The following is a 26,978-nucleotide window of genomic DNA, read 5'->3' as shown; positions in this document are numbered from 1 at the left end:
AACAGCAAAAGAGCGATTATTTAGTCGCTCTTTTGCTGTTTTTATACGAGTAGAACTCCCGGCTCCCAGGCTTGTTTTACCTGGTTATTATATCAAAATAATTCGTTTCACCTTCAGGAATCGCATCATTCGCGATTGCTCATTATCCCTCTACGTTATGCAGGAGACTGTAAACCGACGACAGTTTCTCACAACAACCGGCCTATCAGCATTATCGCTACTAGTAGGTTCGCAACGGCTGTTCGCCGGAACCGCCATTCCCAAAGGTTTAAAAATCGGTTACTCGGCCATTACCTGGGGAAATTCTGATGCACAAACCGTTCAGGCCATTACTGACCTATCGACACTTGGTTACCGAGGCATTCAGTTACGTGCCAATACGTTTGGTCCTTACAAAGCCAAGCCATCTGAATTAAAAACGATGCTTGACCAGCATAAGCTTACTTTGGCGATGTTTTCGAGCGGCAACGTAGAGATTGATCCTGCAAAAAAACAAAGCACGATTGATACCCACGTAGCACATGCCAGTTTCGTGAAAGCACTGGGCGGGTCAGCTTTTCAAATGACGAATAGTCTACGCCCAAAAGATCGGTTACCAACCACCGAAGAATTAAAGCAGCTGGCAGCCGTGATGAATGAAATTGGAAAGCAAACGGCCGATTTAGGTGTTCAGGCAACGTATCACAACCACATGAATCAACTGGGCGAAACGCCCGAAGAAGTGGACGTGATTGTGCAGGCGTTGAATCCGAAATACTGCAAACTTCTCCTCGATATTGCTCATTATAAGCAAGGCGGTGGTGAACCCGAGAAAGCTGTAAAGCAATATAAGGACATCATCCACACCCTGCATCTAAAAGACACCATGTCGCCCCGGCCTGATAAACCGGAGGATCCCAAAGCGTACAAATTTGTAGAGCTTGGTCGCGGAAATGTCAACGTACCGGCGGTAATGAAAGCCCTGGAGGAAATTAAGTTCAGCGGATGGGGAGTTGTCGAGTTAGATGGTGTTCCGGAAAAAGACAAAACGCCCGCCCAATGCGCTGAAATCAATAAAGAGTACATCACAAAAACACTAAAAATTCCTCTGTGAATCTCTATGCGTCTTGGTGCAACCTTATATCTTACTTTTTTGGGTCACAGAGATGTACCAAGTGCATAGAAATTCACAGAGCCATTAATCATGAAACAATTATTAATTTCCGGGCTAGTACTTCTGAGCTTGATTGCTGCCGAAGTCCCGCAAGCGCCTAATACATTGACTGCACAGGAAAAGAAAGACGGCTGGAAGCTGCTTTTCGATGGCAGAACCACCAATGGGTGGCGTGGTGCTTATAAAGACAAGTTTCCCGAAAAAGGCTGGAGCATAACGGATGGCTCGCTGACCATTCAACAATCAGATGGGAAAGAATCCGCGAATTTTGGTGATATTGTTACCGATGGCGAGTATAGCAATTTCGACCTCATGTTTGATTTTAAACTAACCGAAGGCGCTAATAGTGGTCTGAAGTATTTTGTGGCCGAGCAAACTCCTAAACCAAAAGGATCAGCGTTTGGCTTAGAATTTCAGGTGTTAGACGATGAAAAACATCCCGATGCAAAAATGGGACGTAACGGCAATCGCACCGTTGGCTCATTGTATGATCTGATTCCGGCTAGTAACAAAAAGGCAAACCCAATTGGCGAATGGAACACGGGACGGGTAATTTCGAAAGGTCAACATGTTGAGCATTGGCTCAATGGCACAAAAGTGGTTGAATACGAGCGGGGAAGCGAGAAATTCCGGGAATTGGTAGCCCTAAGTAAGTACAAAGCTCCTGACTATAACAGTAATGGGCGATTTGGCGAAGCACCCAAAGGGCATATTTTGCTTCAGGACCACGGCAATCGAGTGTATTTTCGAAACATGAAAATCAAAGTTCTTTAAAAGTAAACTGATTATCAGGCGTTAGACTTTATAGAAAATCGCCTTTCATTTGTATCTGTCATCTGCTTCTTAACATTTGTACATTATGGAAAATCGTCGCGAATTCATAAAAAAATCAGCATTGGCGGGGCTCGGCATGAGCTTCTCTGCCAGTAGCTACGCACGTATTATCGGCTCAAACGAACGCGTTCGGGTCGGCATCATCGGTTTCTCAGACCGTTTCCGGCAGTCGCTGGCCCCCGCCTTTGCCGAACACGCTAAAGCCCAGAATTTCGCCTTTGTGGGTGTATCCGACATCTGGAATCGTCGTCGAGATGAGGCCGATGCTTTCCTGAAAGGCAAAGGCTTAAACGACAGTTCGTTCTTCAAGGCACGTAATAACGACGAACTTCTCGATCGTAAAGATGTAGATGCTGTTATCATTAGCACAGCCGATTTCCAGCATGCGCTTCACTGCGCAGCAGCCGTTGAATCCGGCCGCGATGTTTACTGCGAAAAACCCTTCGCCGAAGCGCTTGATGACGCTCGTAAGACGCTGAAAGCCGTTGAGAATTCGAAGCGCATTGTACAGATTGGCTCGCAACGGCGCTCGGCACCTAACTACCACGCAGCTAACGACTTTATCAGATCAGGTAAATTCGGCGACATTACGATGGTAGAAATGACCTGGAATGTAAATCAGCCGGGTCGCTGGCGTCGGGCGAAGCTCGTTTCCGAAATCAAGAAAGAAGATACCGACTGGACCCGCTATCTGATGAATCGCCCAAAAGTAGAATGGGACCCACGCAAGTATCTTGAGTTCCGTTTATTTTATCCCTACTCATCAGGCATTCCCGGACAATGGATGTCGCACCAGATTGATACAGTACACTGGTTCAGCGGTTTAGATCACCCACGTTCGGTAGTTGCCAATGGAGGTATCTACAGTTGGAAAGATGGACGTACCAACGCCGATACGTTCACCGCCGTATTTGATTACGGTCCGGATAACGACAAAACCAAAGGTTTCCAGGTTCTTTATTCGTCACGAATGAATAACGAAGCGGGTGGTGTAAAAGAATATTATTACTCAAACGGAGGCATGATTAATCTTGATACCAACAAGATTTCACCAGAGGGTGGGCTGGAAGCAAAATACGCCAAAGATATGAATATGCAGGCAAATCTTCTGCCCACCATGTCGCTTGGTGAAGCCGCTAAAATGGAAACATCGGCCAATACTGGTGGTGATCCCATGACCTCACTGCATATGCTGAACTGGATGGAGTGCGTTCGCAGTCGCAAGGAGCCAAATGCTCCTGCCCGCGTCGGTTTCAATCACTCCGTTGCCAACATCATGGCGACAATGGCGCTTCATACTGGCAAGCGCGTAACTTGGGACGCAACGAAGCAGGACGTGATTGTGAGTTAGGTTTTTTTGTGTGAAGTAGGATGTATGATGTATTTTTCGGCTTATTTAATGCATCATACACCCTACTTCATACATTTTTAATAAGCGCTGCTCCGATCTGGCAACTCAGACATTTTTTGACGGAGCAAAACTCATTATACAGTTCAATAGCCGCCTGCGAATCAAAAGCTGTACGTACGCTCAGTCCGAGTTCGTTCCAGGCTTCGGTCAGGTGGTTTTTTTCTGCCGGTAGTTGCTCCAGCAGATTAATGGCCCGATCAATATAAGCGGGTTCTCCCCGATGCTGTGCATAAGCAGCCAATAAAGGAGCCACTGCATTTATAACAATAGCTGCGGCTGACTGCTCTCCCAACGTAGCAACTGTTCTCTCCGCCAATTTCCCGAACCGATAATGCGACTGCCAGTATGTTGATGGCTTAATCTGAAGTCCATTGAGCAACGTAGCAACGTCGCTGGTTTCGATAAAAAGCGAGAACAAACTGGTATGATACGTTAGTAACCGAGCCAGTTGAGCGATACGTAGTGTCGGGAAGTTTGCCGGACGTAACCGACCCCATTTCCAGCTATGTGTTTCTAACTGCTGGCCAGACAAATCATATTTAGCAGACAGGAATTGGTATTCCCGACGTAGTAATGCTACGTATTCGTCTGTTTCATCATCACCTAATAATCCTGCCGTCCCAAAAAGCATGGCCTCAACCTGCGGCAAAACATCGCGGTGTTTACGTATTGCCTTGAGTGATACAGCTCGACTTAACTGTGCCATTGGTTCACCATTTATGCGAAATCCCATGCTTGTGGCTAACAGTCGATACGTTGTTTCCTCCCAGTCACCGTTCGTTTGCTCATTAATAGCCAGAACAGCTGTTGCTTTACGTTCAAGTCGTTGCATCATGGCTTTATCAAGCATTGACGTAACACGCAAGGGCGACACCGAGCGAAACAGATTTGCGCACGGTATTGCTTCCTGAGAATCAATAAAAAGCTGATAGCGCGAAAGTAATGATGGCTCAGTGCGCAGATATAACTCAAGCGTAGGTAACGCTGTTCCGTTCGTACGTTTCACCAAACTCCCTTTTTCGGCACTATCGTCCTGCCATACTACGTGCAGAATGACATTATCGTATGCACGGTCATGCTGGTGCCCATGAGCCAGCCAGTCCGACGTGCGCGTATGCATTTCCACGTTACCCACCCATTCGACGTCGTTGATAAGCAAGCGGGCGTGCGTAAAATCAGGGCCAGCGTTATGATTCTGGAATCCGGGGTGTAGCACCTGTACCGATTCGCCATCGATAGTAAGTAATTCGGTTTTTGTGAAGTATTGAAACTGCCAGATGAAATACAGTAATGATTCGGGCACAGCGCGGGTATCGGTAAACGTAGCGAATGAGCGATTTTGTCATTCTGACGAAGGAAGAACCTTAAAGTATCATCACTCGCAGGAAAGAATGCACTAAAATTCTTTCAAAATGGCAAAGCACTGCTTCTTTAATTCTTTTCGAAACCTTAACTGATCTATAATCAGAACGGACGCATTAAAATGCACATAGATACCCAGATTGTTACTTTTTCTGGTAGTCAGCCAAATATTGAGCCATTTCTCGTTGTAGGATTTTTGCTTCGTGTCGGGCCTTGTCGGCGAAGTCCGTTCCGTCAGAAGCGTATAGAATGCTTCTTGATGCATTAACCAGTAATCCGCCAGCCGCCGTCAGTCCTCGACGTGATACGTCCTCCAGGCTACCTCCCTGCGCCCCTACCCCAGGCACCAGCAGAAAATTATCGGGAGCTATTTCTCTGATACGGCTCAATTCATCGGCCTGCGTCGCTCCAACTACAAACATCAGCCGATCCGGGCCTGCCCATGTTTGCGCTGTTTCTATCACTTTTTCGAAAAGCTCCTGTTCGCCGATGGATTGGCGTTGAAAATCAGCACTACCAACGTTAGAAGTTAAGGCAAGTAGAATAACCCATTTACCATCATAAGCCAGAAAAGGCATTACCGAATCATGACCCATATAAGGCGCAACCGTAATAGAATCGAAGGATAAACCGGCTGCCTCTGCATCGAAAAAGGTCCGCGCGTACAAATCCGACGTATTGCCAATATCGCCCCGTTTGGCGTCGGCTATGGAAAAACAGGCATCCGGAATGTAATCCAGCGTTTTTTGCAGACTTTCCCAGCCACGCGGCCCCTGGGCTTCGTAGAACGCTATATTCGGTTTGTAAGCTACCGCAAATTCAGCCGTGGCGTCGATAATGGCTTTGTTAAACGTAAAAACCGGGTCGGGTTCAGTGAGCAGATATTTAGGAATTTTGCGGGGGTCGGTGTCGAGGCCAACACACAAATACGACTGTTTTTGAACTATCTGCTCACTCAATTCTGAATACGTCATGCCATCTCTCGGCACCATAAACTAAAATGATGCCCATCAAAAGTACAACTTACGACGGCGGTTTCATAAATTTGTCCAGAAAACCAACTCAGAATACATAGCCACTATTTTTATGCAAGTGCGCCAGACAGCGATTGAGGGCCTTATTGAACTGATTCCGAGAGTATTTGAAGATGAGCGCGGTCATTTTTTCGAATCGTACAACAAGCCGCTTTTTGCTTCGCTGGGGTTGCCGATGGATTTCGTCCAGGACAATCAGTCATTTTCCGTCAAAGGTGTTCTGCGTGGATTACATATGCAGACCGAACCCTTTGCTCAGGGCAAATTAGTACGTGTAATTACCGGACAGGTACTGGATATCGCCGTCGATCTACGCCCCGACTCCCCTACTTTTGGGCAATACGAAACGTTTCTACTCGATGCGAAACTGGCCAATATGGCTTATATTCCTGAAGGCTTCGCGCATGGTTTCGTTGCCCTGGAAGACAGCATTTTCAGTTACAAATGCACCAACGTGTACAACAAAGCTTCTGAGTCGGGCATCATCTGGAACGATCCAGACCTGAATATCGACTGGGGTGTTAACGACCCAATTGTGTCTGCAAAAGATCAGGAACTGAAGTCACTTCGGGAAGTATTTCCAGAGGCTGTTGTTTAAATAGCTCGTCATTAGTCGCCATTTATTGGTTTACCGCTGATAACCAAGTATCAATATGTATGTCGACTAATGACAACTTAGGACCTATTTCCATCATTCTTACTTCTCATACATTTCTTCAAGAATTTTTCGGGCTACCTTCCTGGCCGACAGGGGGTTTTGTCCAGTTACCATTCTCTCATCGACTTCGATGTAAGGCAGAAACGGGATTAAATTTTTGCTGTAGAGTGCTTTTCGCTCACGTAACGCATCTTCAAGCAGAAACGGCACCTCTGTATCCAGCCGAACCAGTTTCTCTTCCATGTTGGAGAAACCCGTTAGCTGTCGGTCGGCAATGAGTGGCGCCCCGTCTGATAACGTAACGTTCAGCAGGCCACTCACACCATGACACACGGCGGAAACCATACCGCCATTTTCATAAATCTGTCGGACAATAGATTGAAGGTCTTTGTTATCCGGAAAATCCCACATGGTGCCGTGGCCACCTGTCAGGTAAACGATCTGGTATTTTGTTGGATCGACAGTATCCAAACGTAACGAATTATCCAGTTTCGCACGGAACTCAGGATTATTATACCACTTTTCGTTAATTGTATCGCGTCTATCGATGCTACGTTCGTCAATTGGTATCGAACCACCTAGTGGACTAGCAACATCGTAAGGAAGATTCCTATCGGCTATTTCATCATAAAAATGAGTAGCCTCACTTAACCATAGGCCCGTTTTCTGAGATTTACCCGGATAATCAGTGTGATTTGTGCAAACGATTAGCGCACGATAAATAGGGTCCATGAGCAAGTTTTGGATTCAAGGTTTGAAGTTCGATGTAAAAATTTAAACTTCAAATCTTCCGATACATTGTTCACATGTAGAATAATTGGCTTCCATTCCGAAGGTTACCATTATAACCAGCTATTGATAACATAATCTGCTTAACGGAATCTTATAGTAAACTCTTTACTACGTTTCGACAATTTTAGGCCAAAATCTACTGAACCTACTGATTAGTTGGCGAACCAATTAATTACCCAACAATAATTTTTCAAAACAGGCTGTCAACCGCTTTTTTATGTGGTTCTTTTGGGTATATTTGTTTGCAAACCGTATTGTACTAGCCACCATGCAAACAATCTCTTACGAATCGCTACAGGCTGAACATGCCTGGATGATTGTCTCAGATCAACTTCAGCAACGTAACAACGTATTAGCCAAAAGTATATCGCATATGGAACGGAAGCCCGGAGATCTTCCGATGGCAGGACGGCTGATTATGCTACGTTACCACCTCAAAATGAGTCTGCGCCAGCTCACGCAGGAGGCCCGTCAGCAGCCTCCCGTTTCCAGCAACCGATTATCCAACCAATGGATGCACATACATCAGTTATTTTTTCTGCTACGTCAAATCGATACCGAACTTAACCGCGCCACTACCGAAAATGATTCGTTACGCTCCTGGATGGCATCACTTCAGGGGCGCGTTTATCGGTCAGGGTTACTTCATTTGAATTAACAGACGCTGTCGTCAAAGTCAGGAAGGCCAAAAATTCAGCTTACGCCGGATAGCTTATTTATCATCACACAAAAAAAGAGACATGATACGTATCATGTCTCTTTTTTTGTAATAGCCGGCTTTAACGCTTCCGATTTGCCATAATATATCGGGTTTTCTTCACCACGATGGGAATACAACCCGGCTGACAAACAAGCGGTGGGTTTGGATCTGGTGGATCAGGCGGTTTTACATCAGGTGTATCGCTTGGCCCGTTAGCGCTTTGGGCAATCCATTCAAGTTCAACCCAGTCGTCAGGGCCTTTTGCTGTCGATACAGAACGTAATTCTAGTTGGCCGATGTTATAATTCAACCAGTTCGAATTTTGACTCAAGTCAACCACATAGGTCCGCATCTGACCGTCGTTAATTACTGGAAATTCCGTATACCGATTAGGGTCACGGTCTAATACCTTATCCTCTATCCGGCGCCAACTTAATCTAAAGCTGCTGCTTTGCGTCTTGAAAGCCCCCCGAATATACATTTTTGGCGTATCACGACCTTTCCAGAAAAAATAGGGGGATTTAATATGATCATTCTCAGGATCTTCCAAGAGAATGTGCAATTTATTGTTAATAGGCCATCCGCTGTCTCTAGCTGTGTAATAATACCAGCCATTACGAGTTGAACTGAACTTATAATTTGGACCGGAGGTCGGGCGCGGCTGGGTATAAACGTACTGCCGAATCTCGTTATAGTGCCCCAATACAAACTCATAATCCCACTCGTGGGTGATGTTATGATCGAGCAGAACGAAATTAGTAGCCGCTACGTATGACGACGACGTACTGAATTCAGAGTTGTTGCCTGAGTCACCAAAATAGCCCCATTTCCACTCATAGTTATTAGGTACGTACAGGCCGACGCCATATCCATTATCATTCACCGAAGCCATCCAGGGTTCTGTTGGAGATGCCTCTCCGTATACGTAATTATTTGGAAATGTAGGCTTTAAAGCATCAAGAGGGGCATTGGTAAACGGGGTATTACCTTTGTAATACCACGTTGTCTTATAGTCTGAATTCAGATACATACAAGGCATTTCCTGCTGCCTGGCCGCATACTGTGTTTTATCAGTACGTGACAGAACCACCTTGGCATGAACCTTTATTACGTTACCTTCCAGCCGAATCCAATGCTCAATGGTACTTTCTCCAGGCTCGTTATTATAGGCAAATTGTTTGGGTATAGTTTTAACGTAAATCTGGTTCGATTGCTTCTGAATTGAAACCACCTGCGAAGGGTTGCCGTAAACATCGCCTGCCTGTATCGGATTCCAGCCTAAGCCCACCCATCCTGGATCTCCATTTTTAGAATAATCTTTAGGGCCTCCATAAATGGCAATCTGTATCTGACGACCGAGGTCTGGATTATTAACCATATTGGTCGTTTGCACCTTTCCTCCTTTACTGTCGAGAAAAGCCATGTACGTAATAGAACCACCGTATGCCGTACTAACTCCAACCTTAATCTGCCCATTTTCAATAGTGGTTTCATCGGTCGGCGCACCCTGGCGGGCGGCAGGTGAAATATTACGGGGGTTAGTAGAGAATCTGGGCTGAGCAATCATTATTTCCTGCACCATCATCAGGGCAATCACAATGGCACCAAACCGAGAAAATTGTTTACGATATGGGAAATAAGGCATAAGCACTAGTGCGTTTAGATGCACTAATAAAGCCGTCTCACAAATAACATGCCAAAAAAATGAAGCCTTATTGTTACTATTTTTCAACTTAATTCTATTATCAAGAATGGGAGTTAGTTACTTGAAACCTTATTAGTTGACTAAAGCGCATTTTTGCTAAAGCAGACCTGTTACCTATCTTCTTTTGACGTATAGTTTTATTTTTGGTCAACTAAAAGAGGATCATAAAATCAGTCCGGTGCCTTTAAGCGCTACGTACGAAGTAGCTAATATACTGCCTACAAGTCATAAAAAAACATACGAGCCTACGCAAATAGGTAAAAACCCCGCGTAGGCTCGTATAAATATTAACTTAATTATCAGTCAGTTACTTAATCAATGTAGTAAGTGCAGCATCTGAAACGTTGCCCGACTGAATCAGGAGCCGATAATGGAACGTAACGTCCTTACCGGGCTGAAGCGTAAAATTCATTGGTTTTTCCTTGTTGTTACTAAATACGGAAGGGGCCAGCGGGTTAGCAGCAAACAATCCGTAGCCACGTGCGTGCCAGTACGTTGGATAGCCCGGATTCTTCGGATCATCTGACAAAACCAGGGTCAGTGCTTCGCCGTTAATGGTTCCGTTTAGTTTTACCCAAGCAGCACGCGTGCCCCAAACGGCATCGCCTTCAACACCTTCACTGCTCTTGTAATGACCCGTTACACCCGCATTATCAAGCACAGGCACTTTAGTAGCTACGCCCTGCGCATCGGTAAACACTTCGGGTTTAGTGGATGGCTGCTCGAGCTGACGCGCAAGCCGAAAGGCGATGAAACCTTCTTTGTTGTCATTAAATGCTACCTCTTTGTCAAGCGCTTTCAGCGTCGTGGTGCGGTCAATGATACGATTATTGGTCCCAGCCCGGAATTCAAAGGTTGTGGTTTCCTGCAACATTGCCTTACCATCTTTGTCGAGCCAGTCGGCCGTAACGATTAGTTGACCCACATCTTTTCCGCTTTTTATGGATTTAATGCCGGTGTGCACAATCGTTCCAAAAGGCCCTTTATGCTGTGGCCCAACTTCATTCGAGTTGTTCCAGAAGTCGTGTCCGTTTACATCGCCATAGTTAAACCACATACCGACATGGTGCGGATGGTCGATACGTTCGCCCGGTCGTGGATCGAGCGGCCAGCCTCGCGTGATGAGATTTCCCCCGGCAGATTGAATTGGGTATAAAACTGGTTTTTTCAAAACCGTCGGTCCCGGATAGATGTAGGCTGTAAAGGGTTTTCCATCAACCGTTACCGTTACCCGCTTCTGGGCTTCATTCGGCGTAATCTGTATACGGTTCTGAGCCTGACTCAGCATGGTCGAAGCCACGACCAGACAGGCGATGAATAGTTGACGCATCAGGATATTGTTTAAGTGACGTATGTTTTCGTTTTCAGTTGGAATTATAAAAAACAACCCCAGCCTAAAAAAGCCGGGGCCAATAAAATGCTACTGAAACAAGGACATATAAAAACAAAATGACGTCAATTTATTACGTTCAGTATCAGCTAATGCTACGTTAGTGGATAACTCTACGAATGCCATTACTCCAAGTAATGGCATTCGTAGAGTTAAGTTATTCAGGTTAATTTCCCAGCAAAATTTTATTGGTAACCTCCTGATCAATCGTGATATAACCCGGATAATTGATCGCCTTACTACCTAAAGACAGTGTCGGTTTGATTTTGATCGTCAATTTCGAGGGTTTTGAATTCGACGCACCCGATAGATTCTGAACCAGTTGCGTAAAAGCCTCGCGGGTTTTAGCATCGGTAATGAGCTGGTAAGCGTTTGTGTTGAGTTTAATCGGGACGCGTGTTTTACCGCCACCGGGCTGTACTTCGATACGTTGGTTCAGAAAGCCGTTGAACAATTCCTGACCAGCCAACAAAACCTTGTACTCCAGTTGATTGATACCCGCCAGCTTATTGGTAGGGTTAGTAATATCGAGGTTGACCCGAGCGTCCAGCGGAATGTTACGTGTCAGTAAACCGGCTGCCAATCTAGGGTAACGCGCCAGGTTCATGTCTTCCATTTTCCGAAACTCGCGAACATCAATACCTGCCAGATAAACACTATCGGCTGAGGCAATGGTATATCGACAGTCGCCCAATGCTTTCGCCTGCGAAATTTGCTTATTAACACTACATTGGCTAAAAAGCAGTGGCAGAGCAAGGAGGGCTAAAAAAAGTCTTTTTTTCATGTTGGCTTTCAATTCATTTCGTTATAAACATTCGACAGCGGGCAAAGTGTTTGGTTTAATTCGCTTTTATAAACACTAATTGCGTGCGGTCAGCTTTGGCAACTTTCTTCCGAAAATCAACCCATTCGGTGTAAGCTGTTGCTGGAAACCGCCCACCCTGCATCTGTATATGACGAACATACGTAACACGGTCACCATTTACCGCCAATTCTGACTTATAACGACCAAACTTCGAGTCGATTGAAATGGGTTCAATTCTGTACTCCGGTACATAGCCTTTCGGAAGTTGATACACAACCGTATCACTGTCTTCATAAGCGTAGCTCGCATCCAGATTGACCATCGCCCGACGCGGTTGTGTCAGTGGTTCGGCGGGTGATAACGCCGATAGAAGATTTAAGGGCAAAAACAGTCGGGTGCCACTGACGGTAGCCCATCGGCGAGCTGTTAACGCTAACGTCTCTGTGACGGCGGGCAACGTACCAGGTTGTTCGTTATAAGCAAAACTATTCAGTTCAAAAGCAGGTATGCGAATACGTTTGAGCAGCCAGCTACGTTGGTCATCACGATTAAGGCGCTGCATCACACTGGCATACGCGTCCTGCTGAAGGCCCGAATAATACGTTCGTACGTTTGCGTCAGCATCTCCCTGGTCGGTTAAATTTACGGTGATACGTCGCTGCTGTCGATTATCCGTCGGACGATACGTTGGCGTTTGGGTTAAACGTCCACCATCGGGCAAAATCAGTAATACGTGCCGATTACCCGTAAAGTCGCTCATGTAGCCCGCCGGACCGTGACCGCTGGTGCATTCCAGAAACAACGTATCACGCCCATCGGGAACGCACAAAATGACGTGGTTAAACTGAAAACTGGGAAAATCGACCAGCAAATCAGGTTCATCGTCGCCAGCACGTACCAGCGCCGGAAATGACTTAATGCCAGCCGCTTTCAACAGAGCCAGCGTATAATTGGTCAGTGCCTTACAATCGCCGTATTTGTGCATAGCTACTTTTTCGGCTTCGATAGTCTGCCAGCCGCCTATGCCCAGTTGAATGCTAACGTAACGCGTGTGTTCCTGCAAAAATTTATACAAACTCCGAACTTTCCCGGCGGTTGTCGTCTCCTGTTTGGTTAGTTCCAGCACGCGTTGTTTCAACGCGTCGGGAATAATATCCCGGCCATCGTTGAGGGCATGATAAAACCGACTTACATCGCTCCAGCTCGTTAGTTTACCTTTGTGATTTTGTACGTCAAACTCGGTTGGGGCCGTATAAACAACAGGCAGTATTTCTGAAGCAGGGGGCGATAGCGGCTCAAATTCGACAGCAGGCAGATTGGCTAATTTCCAAGTATACGTTTTTCCCCCCTCCGGCGAATCCGTGACAACCCCAGGGGTGGGCAGATTCATTTCCTTGTAACGTAGCGCAAGGCCAGCCGGCATGTGTACCGTATAGGTCGATTGCTCGACTGCTACGTTCTGTTGGTGTTGTGGCATCCAGGTCGGATAGAACATAAGATTACGTTCTGTGGTCTCGATCAGGAATTCGACGGTATAGGGGTAAGTTGGCTGTTTGGGAAACGAAGCCGCTTTGACACGTTGGTCGTCAAACAGATTGTAATCGGCGTAGGTACTATAATCTTCAATATCAGATTTTTTCAGTCGTTTAATCAGCTTTCCTTCCGCATCGTAAAGGGCGCCCTCAAAGGAAGTGATCTTCGAAAATTTATCATAGTAAACCATCTTTTGCGCCTGGCTATCCGCTTCTTTATCAAGCACCGTAATAACGGTATGCGTGCGCTCAGTTGCTTCGCCCGGCGATTTCACTGTGAAGATAGTTTCATAACGACGTATTACGCTATGGGCGTTTTCTTTTAACGATGCCTCAATAGCCGACGCTTTGTATTCGTTCTGCGCCCACGCAACCTGTCCGGTGAGCAGCAATATCCAGAAACTGTATTTCATGATTATTTTTTCTCGACTACCTCCCCGCGCTTCAGCACAATTTGTTCGGCATGCTTGGCAACCACCTGGGTGAACAATTCACGTAGTGCGCCGTATTCTTCGGCATAGTATAAGGGGCGACGTAGCAGAATCCGGCTGATTACCTGTAATTTATTATCACCGTTCATGGCCATCTGATACATAAAACGGCCACCGTTTTCCGGCAAAACCATAGAAACTGGCTTTGGCATTTCTTCGACCTGATATCCCTTGGGTAGCGTATAGGTTGCGACAAACGTCATTTCTTTCTGAAAACCAAAATCCACTGGATAGATGCGGTTCGCTTCTTTAAACGGATTAGTACCGTATCCTTCAGTTAGCATGGGTCGTAAATACAGTCGGTTACCAGCCCGTCCACAGGCTTCTGGAATCGTGATGCTAAAATCGGTATTGAACGCACTGGCCATAGGGTCGGCTCCCGTAAATTCTGCTTTCTCAACCTGCCAGACGGGCCGTTTTTTTCGGATTCCATCCAGATATTTCGTTTTGCCTTCCGAAGCAAATGATGTTCGGGCACTCAGGGCACTGTAGCCACCGTGCGAATGCTTGAGTGTACCGGTAATTTCACCATCATCGGCAATCACAAATTCACCCGTAAAGGAATCAATATCCCGCTCCAGGGGGGATAGTGAAATAAAGCGTGATTTACTCGAGTGAATCAACCGACCAGACCCATTCAGGCAATGAACGGGCAGCATTCCCGGCGTTAACAGTACGTCGGTAGCGTCGAGCAGCATATCTTTTCCGCCAACCGCTACCTGTGCTACTACGTAGTTGAACCGCTTGAGCAATGGGTACTGTTCATTAATTCGGCCGTGCGAACGGGTGCTCAGAATAACCGGATTTGCCTCCATGTCCATCTCGCGCAGAAGGGCGATAAGCATCAGGTTGATGTCAGCAGCATTTCCTTTTTTGTTCTCCAATACTTTTCGAATACCCAATTGCGACCAGTAGCTGGCTTCTCGAGTCCACTTAATATTCTGTCGGACAAAATCATAAGCCGCCCTGATACGGGCCAGCGTATCAGTATGTTGGGTCAGTATTGATTTAGCCGGATCTCGCAGAAAGCCAGTCCGCTTAATTTGTCCGCCAAAATCAGCACTCTCAAGCAAGGTTCGGTCAAGCGTTTCCCAACTCACGGAGAAATCGTGTGCTACAGCATTGGGCAACTGATACTTGGCCAGTTCAAAATCAATCTTGGCCCTGTAATCGTCGTCTGTTGTGATGTAGGCTTCATTACGGAAAGCAGGGGCATCCTTCACGACAAACCGATAGGCAATTGCTCCAGCCCCACGGTGTCCAGGAATCAAATCAACATTGCTCGGCTTGTTTTCATTGACCAGCAAGGCCAGATACCCGCTCATCATTATTTTGTAGAAAAAATAATCCGGTATCGTAATGCGATACTCACTCCAGTTGACAGGCACATCCTGCTGAAAATGCCAGGTACGTGGATTATAACCGACACTGAAAGGGGTCTGAATGGTGTAACTATATTCTATAATCGACCCCTCACGAACGTTGGGCAGCGTGAATTTCTCCAGCCAGACCTGTTCCGACGCTTTTTCGGTAAAATGACCAGCCTTGTCAAATTTATCGACCATAACCTGACCACCAGCCAGATTATACGTATTACCGACAAATTCACTCACAAATTCGTGCTGACCGGCTTTACCGCGTCGGGTATACAGTTCAATAGTGGCTCGGTCATAGGCCGATTTTTTATGGATTTGCGTTCGAACATGGCACCTGTAATGCAGCCATAACTGGTCATTATTTTCCTCGAACGTAACCTCGCCATAATTATAGAGAACGGTCGCTTCGGCAGTCGAATCGGTTTTCGGGCCGGTAAATTGATCGGGAGAGATTCTGCCTAGTTTAACATCAGGCGATTTTACATCGGTTTTCTGAGCAATTGCCAGCGTAAGGCCAGCCAGTAACCAGCCAGTAAGTAGCCCTAATACGCGAGGACTGGATTTAGAAAAAGACATGAACGGTGGATATTTTTTACATACTGATACGTCGGCAAGATATGTATCTTGCAAAAAATCCACAAATTATGTTTACTAATAATTCTTTTATTATAATCAATCTGGAAATTACCTAACTAAATTAGGCTCAATCGGCCATTTCAAGTCGCGCCCGAATCGCTTATATTTGTCTGAACGATACCAGCCTCCTTCATGAACAAGCTCACCGCCGACGACCTGATTTATGGGTACATCAACGGCATTTTTCCGATGGCCGATGCCGACGGTACGCTCTACTGGTATGCGCCCGACCCACGAGCGGTGATTCCTATTCATACCTATAAACCAGCCAAATCGCTACGTCCTATCCTGAATCGTAATCAGTTCGAAGTACGTATCAATGCGGCTTTTACGGACGTAATGCGGGCCTGTTCGCTCCCCAGAGATGTCTACGACAGTGTCTGGATCTCAGAAGAAATCATCGACGCTTATTCTGAATTGCATGAAATGGGGCTGGCACATAGCGTGGAGACGTATATAGATAATCGGTTAGTTGGCGGCTTGTACGGTGTAGCACTGGGATCCGCCTTTTTTGGTGAATCGATGTTCTATCGAGAGCCAAATGCATCGAAAGTGGCCTTTCATTATTTGATCGAAATTCTCCGTAAGCAGAAGTTTACGCTGCTCGATACCCAATTTATAAACGATAACGTCCGGCGCTACGGTGCCATCGAAATTCCAAAAGCCGACTACCTTCGCCAACTCCGAACGGCGCTCAAACACAAAACCAAATTCGTTACGTCATCGGCCGATACGTTGCTCAGCGACCAATTATAACAACTTACCAAAACCTGAAACAGCTATCTTTGCGGGCATGTCAAAACCTGTACTTGTTCTCAAATTCGGCACAGCTTCCATTACCAAATCTTCCGGCGAACCCAACGAACCCGTTATGGTCGATATAGCCCGACAGGTAGCTGCTTTACACCCGCATTACCGGATTGTGCTGGTATCGTCGGGGGCTGTAGGAGCCGGAAAATCCCTGATTCGAGACTTTCGGGGCGACATTATCCAGCGTAAAGCGGCTGCGGCTGTTGGTAATCTGCTGCTTCTCAATCAGTATTCGCGCTTTTTTGCCATTTACGGCATCTCGATTGCTCAAAGCTTGTGCGAGCGACATCACTTCGCTAACCGCGACCAGTTTCTGCAACTCAAACAAACTTATGAGGAGTTGTGGGCTAACGGACTGATTCCAATTGCGAATGAAAACGACGTAGTAAGCAGTCGTGAACTAAAGTTTTCGGATAACGATGAACTTGCTACGTTGATCGCGGTGGGTTTTGGCGCTAACGTATTGATGCTCTGCACCTCCGTTGGTGGTTTACTAGACGCAGAGGGACGTATCATCCGGCATGTTACTACGTTCGATGAGCAGGTTTTCGGCGTAGTACGTACCGACAAATCATCGCTGGGTCTCGGTGGCATGGCGTCCAAACTGACCTTTGCCAAATTAGCTACACGAATGGGGATTCGAGTCGTTATTTTCGGTCTGAACGAACCCGACAGCATTGGTCGGGCGTTACGTGGTGAAACTGGAACGGAATTTTCGCCACAAACCAATACGTTGTCGGCTCGCAATCGCTGGTTAGGCAGTGGCAGTCTGACAGTTGGGCAGGTAATGGTCGATGCGGGTGCCGTGAAGGCTTTACAAAAACGACGAAGCTTGCTGGCGGTCGGCGTTCGAGCGATTCCGGGCGAATTTGCGGCTGGTGAAATGATTGAAATTATGGATGAGCATCAAACGACAGTGGCCGTAGCCAGGGTACGTATTTCGTCGGAAGCTTTAACTCAGCAACTCAATCAGCAGAATGTGGAAGTCGCCAATGCGAATGATATTGTACTTTTGTAGTTATGACACCCATTACTCCCCTTCTTCAATCGGCTCAACAGGCATCTGCAGCTGTTCGTCGACTCAGTCCGTCGCAGAAAACCGACCTCCTGAATCGGCTGGCCGACGTATTGGCATCTCACACCGCCGACGTACTAACTGAAAACCAGAAAGACCTCGACCGAATGCCCGCTTCCGACCCAAAGTACGACCGGTTGAAACTCACCGAAGCACGGGTTGATGATTTATCCAAAAGCCTTCGTGAGGTAGCCGTTTTGCCCGATCCGGCTGGCGAAGTCATTCTGGAACGTAGCATTGAGCAGGGCTTACAACTCAAAAAAATTGCCGTACCACTGGGCGTCGTTGGGGTCATTTACGAAGCACGTCCGAACGTAACAGTCGATGTAGCGTCTTTGTGTTTACGGTCGGGAAATGCCTGTGTATTGAAGGGTGGCAAAGAAGCTGATTTCTCGAACCGTTATCTGGTTAGCCTCATTCAGAGCGTATTGACTGAATTTGGCGTACCTAAAGCCGCCGTTACGTTGCTCCCAACCGACCGGGCCGTTGTGAATGAGTTACTAACTGCCACGCGTTACGTCGATATTATCATTCCGCGCGGTTCTGAATCGTTGATTCAGTACGTCCGCAAAAATTCGCTGGTTCCTACCATCGAAACGGGTGCAGGTGTTTGTCACGCTTATGTAGAACAAACCGCCGATCTCGATAAAGCGGTCGCTATTGTTGTCAACGCACGCGTTTCCCGGCCATCAGTTTGCAATTCACTGGATTGTGTGTTGGTCGATGAAAGCATTGCCGACCGTTTTCTGCCTATGCTGACAGACGATTTCGCCAAATGGAACGTAGAGGTTTTCGCCGATGAAACGTCCTACGCCATTTTTGAAAAGGTAGGCTACGAAAAGCTGCAATACGCACAGTCTGAAGACTTTGGCCGTGAATTTCTGGATTACAAGATTGCGGTGAAAATAGTGGTTGGTTTTGACGAGGCATTGTCGCATATTCAAACGTATTCATCGCGGCACTCCGAAGCGATTTTATCCCAAAATCAGGATTTGATTGACCAATTCCTGCGTGAAGTCGATGCAGCGGCCGTATACGCCAATGCCTCAACCCGCTTCACCGACGGTGGCGTATTTGGCCTGGGAGCCGAAATCGGTATATCGACGCAAAAGCTTCACGCACGCGGGCCTTTTGCGCTGGAAAAGTTAGTAACTGAAAAGTGGATCGTCGTCGGTGACGGGCAGGTGCGGTGGTAGAATTGACTAAATCCATTTTATGATAAAATTTTAATGCGTTTCTAACGAACGTAGCAAGTATCATTTCAAACCATTTATAGGTACATTTGGTCTTGTATTAGTACCAAACTTTTCTACGTTATGAAACGCTTCCACTCTTACCTCGGTTGCCTAATTCTGGCATCTTTAGTAAGTTGTAAACAGGAGAAAACCACTCCCTGTAAAGCTCCCCAACGAGTAACAGTCGATTCCGAATGTTACGCAGGAAACGGGCTGAAATTCACGGCTAGTGATTATGGCGATACGCCACTAAGTTTTGAATGGAATGTTGTGGCGCTGAAGGATACATCACGAGTTAACGGCTGGACGCCTAAAGACGAGAAAATCAGGATGATTGCCTCAAATACGTTTGTCGTACCAGACAGCCTGGTTACGAACTACCAGCGGTTAATTGTGGAAGTGGCAGCTAATTGCCAGGGACAACTTAAGCATTCAACTTACTACGCTTTCGTCAAAAAGCGTTCAGCCGCCACTAACTGCGTTACGTGGGCGTCGCAAAATAGCCTATAGTTCCTTCTTAAGTTCATTTCTTTATAGCTTTTGCATGCCTTCTTCCCACTGCTTAAAGGCATCCCGATACGTCTTATGGCGGCTTAAATCCGGTTTGAACGTATCACCAAAAGCTACCCGGTCGGCAGCTTCGTCTAGATTTTTCAGTACCCCTTCGGCTTTCATCGTCAGCAGGATAGCTCCCATTGAGCCACTTTCGTTACTGGCGTTTAAACGTACCGGAACGCCCGCCATGTCGGCCAGCATTTGCACCCAGAATTTCGACTGGGCAAACCCGCCGTTGGCATGAATTACCTGCGCCGACCCAGTATGTTCGACAAGTAGTTGATTGATACTAAGCAGATTAAACAACACACCTTCTAAAGCCGCCCGAACAAAGTGTGCTCGTGTATGTTGCCAGTCGACGTTTAGATAGGCACCACGTACCGAAGCATCCCATAATGGTGCCCGTTCGCCCTGAAGATAGGGCAGAAAAACCAACCCGTCGGAACCGGGCGGAATCGTTGCCGCTTCGTCAAATACAGCGTTGGCATCTTGCTGGGTTAGTTTTTCGGTTACCCATTCCAATACGTTACCGCCATTGTTAGTTGGCCCGCCCACAACGTAGTAACCCTCATCCAGGTAGTAACAGAACAGCCGGCCTTTTGCATCGCGAAGCGGTTTGCGAACCGTTTGGCGTATCGCCCCGCTCGTACCAATGGTCAACGTAGCAGTTCCGCGTTTGATGGCACCGGCTCCCAAATTGGCCAGGCAACCGTCTGAAGCACCGATCAGCAGCGATACGTCGGCAGTAAGTCCCGTTTTTTCTGTTTCAGGAAGTGGCAGATAGGGTCGTTGGTGGGTAGTCGGAACGGGAGTCGATAATTGGTCAGGCCGAACGCCAGCGTAGTCCATCGCTCGTTGGCTCCACTTTCGTTTCTGTTCATAAAACAAACCCGTTGCCGTAGCCATCGAGAAATCAATTTCAAACTCGCCCGTCAGTTTTCGCCACAGATATTCTTTGATAGACCCGAACCGGGGTGTCCGATGCAGGGCACGTGGGTCGTGCTGACGTAGCCAGGCCAATTTGCACAACGGAATCATCGGGTGAATGGGCGTACCGGTTTCCTTATGGATCGCTTTGCCCAATTTGGCCTGCGTGGTACGTAATTCAGCCGCCTGTGCTTCAGCCCGATTGTCGGACCAGAGAATAGCATTTCCTAAAGCCTTGCCGTCGTCATCCATCGGTAACACGCTATGCATGGCCGTGCAAAATGCTACGTGGGTCGCTGTATGGCCAGCTTCTTTCAATTCCCGATTCACTTCAGCCATTACCTGCACGAATGACGACCAGATTTCGGCAGGGTCCTGTTCGGCGTAACCAGGTTCTGGATTGAGCGTGGTTACCGGAGCCGCAGCGTGCGCCAGAATTTTGCTCAAATCCGGCGGCATAGCCAGGGCTTTTACATTCGTAGTGCCAATATCAACGCCGATGATGCAGTTCATAGTCTACTAAACGAAGTAGTTATGAAGTTGTAGAGTTATAAAGTTGGCTGATGCATTCAAAACTTCATAACGTTACAACCATACAACTTTACAACTTATAAAACAACGTAGCATTCCCCCCAAATACCTTCGCCCGAACCTCATCACCCCAGGGTGCTACGTAGTCGTCCACCAGATTTTTCACCTGCGTGTAGTTTGCCGCAACCAGACAAACCGGCCAATCGGAGCCAAACATGAGCCGATCGGGGCCGAAATGTTCGAATGCTACGTCCAAATAGGGGAAGAAATCTTTTTTACTCCAGTGATGCCAGTCGGCTTCGGTGACCATGCCGGAGAGTTTGCACGAAACGTGTTTGTGTTTGGCGATTTCGGTCATAAAATTCGACCAGCGATTGATTTCCTGCTTCTTAATGTAAGGTTTCGCCAAGTGATCGATCACGAAGTTGACTTCGGGAACTGCCTTTACAAGTTGCAGTGCAGCTTTAAGCTGGGTCGGATAAATCAGGATGTCATAGGTGAGATTAAACTCGGCCAGCTTCCTAATGCCCTCTACTACTGATGGACGGGCAAGGAAATCGTCGGGTTCGGCCTGCGCTACGTGCCTATAGCCTTTTATCTCAGGATGTTGCGAAAACGCTTCCAGCCGTTCAGACAGTTGCGCCGACTGAAAGTCCACCCACCCGACTACACCCATCACAAAATCATAACTCTGAGCCATGCTGGTCAGAAACCGTGTTTCTTCTTCCGACTGCGACGCCTGTACGGCCACGCAGCCATCGATGCCGTTCTGCGCCAGTATCGGTTCCAGATCAGCGGGGAGAAAATCGCGTTGGATAGCCGCCATATCGTCGGTTATCCAGCTATCGCGAATGGGGTCGAAATGCCAGAAATGTTGGTGGGCGTCGATGGTCATCTAAACCGGGATTTAGCTGATTTAGTGATTTATTGAATTGTCTGAACCGGGATTTAGCAGATTGATGGATTTTCAGGATTTTGTTTTTGATAAAGCGCTTCGAAGAAGCGAATACAAAATCCTGAAAATCCATCAATCTGCTAAATCCCGGTTCAGAATAATTTTCCGTTTCAGACGAATGAAACCGCCGTTTGTTTCTGCTCGCCTAACCCTTCGATACCCAGTTCCACTACGTCGCCTGGTTTGAGGAATCGTTGCGGTTTCAGGCCCATACCGACACCGGCTGGTGTACCTGTCGAAATAACGTCACCGGGCAACAACGTCATGAACTGACTGATGTAGCTTATGAGCGTTGGTACGTTAAAAATCATGTCGTCGGTGTTCGAATTCTGCAATTCTTCTCCGTTGAGTTTGAGCCACAAATTCAGCGCATTCGGATTGGGAACTTCGTCTTTCGTAACCAGGTACGGCCCTAATGGCGCGAACGTATCGGCACTTTTGCCTTTTACCCACTGACCACCGCGTTCCAGTTGCCAGGCTCGTTCGCTGTAATCGTTGTGCAGCGCATAGCCCGCTATATAATCCATAGCCTCCTCCAGTTCAACGTAGCTGGCCCGCTTGCCGATGATAATTGCCAGTTCGACCTCCCAGTCGGTTTTCTCAGAACGTTTGGGAATCACTACGTCATCGTTCGGGCCGACAAGCGCCGTCGTTGATTTAAAAAAAAGAATTGGTTCAGTAGGCGGTGTAGCACCGGTTTCGGCTGCGTGTTTGGCGTAGTTCAAACCCACACAGACAATCTTGGATGGCCGTCTCACACAGGAAGCGATACGTTGATCGGGTGCTACGTCGGGACAAGTGTGCGCGTGTGCCGTGAGCCAGTGAGCCAGTCGTTCAGGACCGTTGCTGGCAAAAAAAGATTCATCATAGTCTTCGCCGAAGTGTGTTACGTCGATGCGTTGGCCGGAGGGAAGTTCAACACCGGGGTGTTCGTGGTCGGGCGAGCCGAAGCGGAAGAGTTTCATGCAGAATGGAATACGTTGACCTGAAAAAGCTTGTGAGGCTGCAATTTTAATAATTATCCAGTATGTATCTGGAGAAAATAAGGTTCTCTTTAACTCAACAACGTTCTGAACACTACGAATTCAGTCGCGTGAAACCACCATCAATTGGATAATCACAGCCTGTAACGAATCCTGCTTCTTCAGAACATAAGTAGAGTGCCAGAGCCGCAACTTCCTCAGGTTTGGCCATACGACCAATGGGTTGCGTTTTTGAGAGTTTGGCGAACATTTCGGCCTCCTGACCGGGATAATTCTTCGCGATAAATCCATCCACAAAAGGCGTATGTACCCGCCCCGGCGAAATGCAGTTGCAGCGGATGTTATCCGTCAGGTAATCTTTCGCTACGGACAACGTCATGCTCAGCACAGCTCCTTTACTCATCGAATACGCGAACCGGTCAGAAATCCCCAACGTAGCGGCTACTGACGCCATGTTCAAAACAACGCCACCGCCGTTTTTTTTCAGGTGAGGAATAGTCGCGCGCAGGCAGTTATAAACGCCTTTGATGTTGATGCGAAAAATCCGGTCGAAATCAGCTTCCGACGTAGTATCGGCCCGGCCAATGTGCGCTACCCCGGCATTGTTGACTAAAATATGAATTGGCCCCTGTGCGGCAATCTGACTGATTACGTCGGTAACCTGCGCCTGATCCGATACGTCAACGGCATGGGCCTCGGCCTGACCACCGCCAGCCTTAATATCAGCCGCTACCTGTTGCGCCTGTTCCGCGTTGATTTCCAGAATATGCACCGTAGCGCCCGCCTGCGCAAATGTCTGCGAAATCGCCAGTCCAATACCACTGGCTCCCCCGGTAATGAGGGCGGTTTTGTTCTTGAGAGAAAACATAAAGAGCGAAAGAAAGAGCGAAAGAGTGACAGACCAAATATTCGCTCTTTCGCTAATTTTTAAAGAGATACCCCGCGTTTCCAGGGAATGAAATCGTCCTGTCCTAATCGTTCTGCCTGCGTGATGACCTCACCGGAAGCCAGTCGGATGATATATTCCAGCAGTTCGTCAGCATTTTGTCCGATGCTTTGTTCACCATCCACAATTGGGCCACTGTCGAAATCAATTACGTCGGGCATCCGATTTTTGAGAATGGTGTTTGTCGACACTTTCACCACTGGAGAAACAGGGTTTCCTGTGGGCGTGCCAAGTCCGGTCGTAAAGAGAATAACGGTTGCCCCCGAACCAGCCATACCTGTGGTGGCTTCTACGTCGTTTCCGGGTGTGCAGAGCAGATTCAGGCCGGGCGTAACGATGGGTTCGGCGTAATCCAGTACGTCGGCCACGAGTGCTGTACCTCCTTTTTTGGCAGCCCCCGCCGATTTTATGGCATCGGTAATCAGGCCGTCTTTAATATTACCCGGCGATGGATTCATGTCGAAACCTGAACCAACGGCCTCGGCCTGCGCTGAATAATCACCCATCAGGGTGATGAATTTCTGTGCTTTAGCGTTGTCGGGTGTGCGGTTGATGAGTTCCTGCTCAACGCCGTTCAGTTCAGGAAATTCGGCCAGAACGGTTTTGCCGCCAAGTGCAACCAGATTATCAGATAGATGCCCCAGTACTGGATTGGCCGAAATCCCCGAAAAACCATCCGAACCACCACATTTCAGGCCTACGGTCAGCGCACTCAGTGGTGCCGGTTTCCGTTCAATTTTATTAATTTCAACCAGGCCCAGGAACGTTTCTTTGATAGCCTGCGACATCAGTGCGTATTCTGTACCGGCCTGTTGCTCAAACAATAGTAGTGGTTTATCAAACTTCGGATTCTGCCTTTTGATTTCCGATGAAATCATATCGACCTGCAAATGCTGACAACCTAAACTCAGGACGGTAGCACCACCCACGTTCGGATTATTGATAAAACCGGCTAACAACGAACACAAATACCCCGAATCTTGTCGCGTACCACCACAACCCATCTCATGGGTCAGGAATTTGATACCATCTACATTTTTAAATGGGCGATTTGGTGCCTGAGTGTTGTGCTGAAGCGTCTGGTTCTGGCTAGCATCAACAAAAGGCTGCATCTTTTTCACTACGTCCATTTCACCTGCTTTATAGAGACTTAGCAGTTCATGAACTTGGTCGCGGTACATTTCGGGTTGGGCATAGCCGAGTTCGCGTTCAAACGCATCTTTGAGAATCAATACGTTACGATTTTCGCAGAATACCAGCGGTACGATTACCCAATAATTTCGCGTTCCAACGCTTCCGTCGGCCCGGTGATAGCCCATAAACGTACGATCCTGCCAGGGCGATACGTCGGGAGCTTGCCAGGAGGCAGGTTCCTTTTTTTCGAGGCCATAACGGTCGGCGTCATGTTTGAGGTTGAACGTAGTGATTGGTTCGCCCCGCCGAATCGGCTGAGTGGCCTTCCCTACCAGTACGCCATACATCGTGATCGGCTCACCAGGCTGGCGGTCCTCGGTCACAAATTTATGTTTGGCTCCCACAGCATAGGGAAGCTCATACGTCTCATTCTCAAATTCAATTCGTTCACCCGCCGACAGGTTACGTAACGCTACAATGACGTTATCGGCAGGATGGACTTTAAGGACACGGGCATTCATTCGACAAACTTTTTTAGTATAAAGAGGCATTTCAATCCGAAATATACCACTCATCCAAAAACTTTCACGAACGTTCTTGCGAATGTGAGCGTCATTGCCAAGTTTTAAGGCTAAGAAACGGTTTGTCATTCTTCCTTCGGCTACGCGTTCGGGTCAGGATGACAAAAAACTTGCTTTTCAGACAAGAAGAGAAAGTTAAACAGCTTCTAAATCCTGAACCCTGTTTATGGCAAAACGTGTACAGACCGACCCCTTAGCCGGTCGCCTGATGTCCATTGACGCCTATCGAGGCTTTGTAATGACGTTGATGGCTGCCGAAATCCTTCGGTTTCATGAACTGCATGAATCCTTTCCAGATAGTTCGTTCTGGGCGTTTCTCACTCATCATCAGAGTCACGTAGCGTGGGCGGGCTGCTCATTGCACGACTTGATACAGCCTTCGTTTTCGTTTCTGGTTGGCGTAGCGCTCCCCTACTCCATCGCCAGTCGGGCGGCACAGGCACAGTCTTTCGGGAACCAGTTTGGGCACGCGCTACGTCGGTCACTCATCCTGATATTGCTGGGTATTTTTCTGCGTTCTACCCATGCCGAACAAACCTATTTTACGTTTGAAGATACGCTCTCACAGATTGGTCTGGGCTATCCATTTTTGTTTCTGCTGGGTTACACATCTCCACGCACTACGTGGCTAGCATTCGGAGGTATTCTATTCGCATATTGGCTGGCATTCGTCCTTTATCCGGCTCCCGGCCCCAATTTCGATTACACTGCGGTCAACGTTCCACCCGACTGGCCAGAGCATTACACGGGTCTAATGGCTCATTTTAACAAAAACAGCAATCTGGCCTGGGCATTCGATACGTGGTTTCTGAATCTGTTTCCGCGCGCAAAAGTCTTTCTGTTCAATGGTGGTGGGTATGCTACGTTGAGTTTCATCCCGACGCTGGGTACTATGGTGCTGGGTTTGCAGGCAGGTCGCTGGCTACGCGAAGGGGTGTCCTCTCGTGACTTGATTAAACGGCTGCTGATAGCCGGGGCAATTGGACTTGCCAGTGGCGTTCTCCTCCACGTAGCGGGAATTTGTCCGGTAGTAAAACGTATCTGGACACCCGCCTGGGTATTGTTCAGCGGTGGCTGGTGTTTCTGGCTGCTGGCCCTTTTCTATAGCATCATCGACGTAGCGAAATATCAAAAATGGACGTTTGCTCTGGTGGTGGTCGGTATGAATTCCATCGCGATTTACTGCCTGGTCCATCTTATCGACCACTTTATTATTACGTCGTTTTATACGCATCTAGGTCACGGTGTTTTTCAGATTCTGGGCGCCCCATTCGAGCCACTGCTGATCGGTATGGCCGCACTGGGTATTTTTTACCTGATTCTTCTCTGGATGTACCGCCGAAAACTCTTTATCCGAATCTGAAAGT

General features: G+C 47.6%; 23 protein-coding genes. 10 read left to right on the top strand and 13 right to left on the bottom strand.

Translation table 11 applies throughout. The features are described from left to right. Positions 1–157: 157 nt before the first annotated feature. From IC229_RS02060 to IC229_RS02050, 3 genes are all read left to right on the top strand, one after another. Positions 158–1,093, top strand: a complete 936-nt coding sequence (locus IC229_RS02060) for a sugar phosphate isomerase/epimerase family protein (RefSeq protein ID WP_190885245.1) — start codon at positions 158–160, stop codon at positions 1,091–1,093. A gap of 90 nt (positions 1,094–1,183) precedes the next feature. Continuing rightward, entirely contained in the window at positions 1,184–1,927 is a 744-nt protein-coding gene (locus IC229_RS02055; RefSeq protein WP_190885244.1) for a 3-keto-disaccharide hydrolase, read from the top strand. Between the two features lie 85 nt (positions 1,928–2,012). After that, positions 2,013–3,338, top strand: a complete 1,326-nt coding sequence (locus tag IC229_RS02050; RefSeq protein WP_190885243.1) for a Gfo/Idh/MocA family protein — start codon at positions 2,013–2,015, stop codon at positions 3,336–3,338. A gap of 67 nt (positions 3,339–3,405) precedes the next feature. On the opposite strand, the gene IC229_RS02045 is transcribed toward IC229_RS02050, so the two are convergent. Then, positions 3,406–4,701, bottom strand: coding sequence for a DUF2851 family protein (locus IC229_RS02045; protein ID WP_190885242.1), 1,296 nt, complete (start codon positions 4,699–4,701; stop codon positions 3,406–3,408). A 202-nt stretch (positions 4,702–4,903) separates the two neighbouring features. Then, entirely contained in the window at positions 4,904–5,734 is an 831-nt protein-coding gene (gene pyrF, locus IC229_RS02040) for an orotidine-5'-phosphate decarboxylase (protein ID WP_190885333.1), read from the bottom strand. A gap of 112 nt (positions 5,735–5,846) precedes the next feature. Between pyrF and rfbC the strand changes: the two genes are divergently transcribed. Further along, positions 5,847–6,392 carry a dTDP-4-dehydrorhamnose 3,5-epimerase gene (rfbC, locus tag IC229_RS02035; protein ID WP_190885241.1) on the top strand — a complete coding sequence of 182 codons (546 nt, stop codon included), beginning with the start codon at positions 5,847–5,849 and terminating at the stop codon, positions 6,390–6,392. Between the two features lie 99 nt (positions 6,393–6,491). Here rfbC and IC229_RS02030 read toward each other — a convergent pair whose 3' ends face one another. Then, complete coding sequence (locus tag IC229_RS02030) at positions 6,492–7,184, bottom strand: type 1 glutamine amidotransferase domain-containing protein (protein ID WP_190885240.1); 693 nt, start codon at positions 7,182–7,184, stop codon at positions 6,492–6,494. 328 nt (positions 7,185–7,512) lie between these two features. Between IC229_RS02030 and IC229_RS02025 the strand changes: the two genes are divergently transcribed. Continuing rightward, positions 7,513–7,902 carry a hypothetical protein gene (locus IC229_RS02025; protein ID WP_190885239.1) on the top strand — a complete coding sequence of 130 codons (390 nt, stop codon included), beginning with the start codon at positions 7,513–7,515 and terminating at the stop codon, positions 7,900–7,902. 121 nt (positions 7,903–8,023) lie between these two features. On the opposite strand, the gene IC229_RS02020 is transcribed toward IC229_RS02025, so the two are convergent. The 5 genes from IC229_RS02020 to IC229_RS02000 all read right to left on the bottom strand — a co-directional run bounded on the left by IC229_RS02020 (position 8,024) and on the right by IC229_RS02000 (position 15,819). Further along, complete coding sequence (locus IC229_RS02020; RefSeq protein ID WP_190885238.1) at positions 8,024–9,589, bottom strand: hypothetical protein; 1,566 nt, start codon at positions 9,587–9,589, stop codon at positions 8,024–8,026. 367 nt (positions 9,590–9,956) lie between these two features. Beyond that, positions 9,957–10,979 (bottom strand): DUF6807 domain-containing protein, encoded by a 1,023-nt coding sequence (locus IC229_RS02015; RefSeq protein ID WP_190885237.1) that lies wholly within the window; start codon positions 10,977–10,979, stop codon positions 9,957–9,959. Between the two features lie 226 nt (positions 10,980–11,205). Further along, positions 11,206–11,823 carry a hypothetical protein gene (locus tag IC229_RS02010; protein WP_190885236.1) on the bottom strand — a complete coding sequence of 206 codons (618 nt, stop codon included), beginning with the start codon at positions 11,821–11,823 and terminating at the stop codon, positions 11,206–11,208. Between the two features lie 55 nt (positions 11,824–11,878). Beyond that, a complete protein-coding gene (locus IC229_RS02005; protein WP_190885235.1) occupies positions 11,879–13,789 on the bottom strand; it encodes a DUF3857 domain-containing protein in 1,911 nt (636 codons plus the stop codon). Positions 13,790–13,791: 2 nt separating this feature from the next. Next, complete coding sequence (locus IC229_RS02000) at positions 13,792–15,819, bottom strand: DUF3857 domain-containing protein (protein WP_190885234.1); 2,028 nt, start codon at positions 15,817–15,819, stop codon at positions 13,792–13,794. Between the two features lie 192 nt (positions 15,820–16,011). Between IC229_RS02000 and aat the strand changes: the two genes are divergently transcribed. From aat to IC229_RS01980, 4 genes are all read left to right on the top strand, one after another. Beyond that, a complete protein-coding gene (aat, locus tag IC229_RS01995; RefSeq protein ID WP_190885233.1) occupies positions 16,012–16,635 on the top strand; it encodes a leucyl/phenylalanyl-tRNA--protein transferase in 624 nt (207 codons plus the stop codon). A gap of 37 nt (positions 16,636–16,672) precedes the next feature. Then, a complete protein-coding gene (gene proB / locus IC229_RS01990; protein ID WP_190885232.1) occupies positions 16,673–17,707 on the top strand; it encodes a glutamate 5-kinase in 1,035 nt (344 codons plus the stop codon). 2 nt (positions 17,708–17,709) lie between these two features. After that, a complete protein-coding gene (locus tag IC229_RS01985; RefSeq protein WP_190885231.1) occupies positions 17,710–18,960 on the top strand; it encodes a glutamate-5-semialdehyde dehydrogenase in 1,251 nt (416 codons plus the stop codon). A 120-nt stretch (positions 18,961–19,080) separates the two neighbouring features. Beyond that, positions 19,081–19,509 (top strand): hypothetical protein, encoded by a 429-nt coding sequence (locus IC229_RS01980; protein ID WP_190885230.1) that lies wholly within the window; start codon positions 19,081–19,083, stop codon positions 19,507–19,509. A 21-nt stretch (positions 19,510–19,530) separates the two neighbouring features. Here the strand turns inward: IC229_RS01980 and IC229_RS01975 are convergent, their stop codons facing one another. From IC229_RS01975 to IC229_RS01955, 5 genes are all read right to left on the bottom strand, one after another. Then, on the bottom strand, positions 19,531–20,994 hold the full coding sequence (locus IC229_RS01975; protein WP_190885229.1) for a gluconokinase: 1,464 nt from the start codon (positions 20,992–20,994) through the stop codon (positions 19,531–19,533). An 88-nt stretch (positions 20,995–21,082) separates the two neighbouring features. Then, complete coding sequence (locus tag IC229_RS01970; protein ID WP_190885228.1) at positions 21,083–21,907, bottom strand: amidohydrolase family protein; 825 nt, start codon at positions 21,905–21,907, stop codon at positions 21,083–21,085. A gap of 170 nt (positions 21,908–22,077) precedes the next feature. Next, entirely contained in the window at positions 22,078–22,932 is an 855-nt protein-coding gene (locus tag IC229_RS01965; RefSeq protein ID WP_190885227.1) for a fumarylacetoacetate hydrolase family protein, read from the bottom strand. A gap of 112 nt (positions 22,933–23,044) precedes the next feature. Continuing rightward, the gene (locus IC229_RS01960) at positions 23,045–23,818 is read right to left on the bottom strand and encodes an SDR family NAD(P)-dependent oxidoreductase (RefSeq protein ID WP_190885226.1); all 774 of its coding nucleotides are present in this window, start codon (positions 23,816–23,818) and stop codon (positions 23,045–23,047) included. A gap of 59 nt (positions 23,819–23,877) precedes the next feature. After that, positions 23,878–25,551 carry a UxaA family hydrolase gene (locus IC229_RS01955; RefSeq protein ID WP_190885225.1) on the bottom strand — a complete coding sequence of 558 codons (1,674 nt, stop codon included), beginning with the start codon at positions 25,549–25,551 and terminating at the stop codon, positions 23,878–23,880. Positions 25,552–25,777: 226 nt separating this feature from the next. On the opposite strand from IC229_RS01955, the gene IC229_RS01950 reads away from it, so the two are divergent. Next, positions 25,778–26,974, top strand: a complete 1,197-nt coding sequence (locus IC229_RS01950; protein ID WP_223833806.1) for an acyltransferase family protein — start codon at positions 25,778–25,780, stop codon at positions 26,972–26,974. Positions 26,975–26,978: the final 4 nt, after the last annotated feature.

Origin of the sequence: Spirosoma profusum (assembly GCF_014699005.1) — a bacterium.
Taxonomy (GTDB): Bacteria; Bacteroidota; Bacteroidia; order Cytophagales; family Spirosomataceae; genus Spirosoma; species Spirosoma profusum.
The sequence above is the reverse complement of the archived record's forward strand: the minus strand, read 5'-3'. Positions and strand labels throughout refer to the sequence as shown.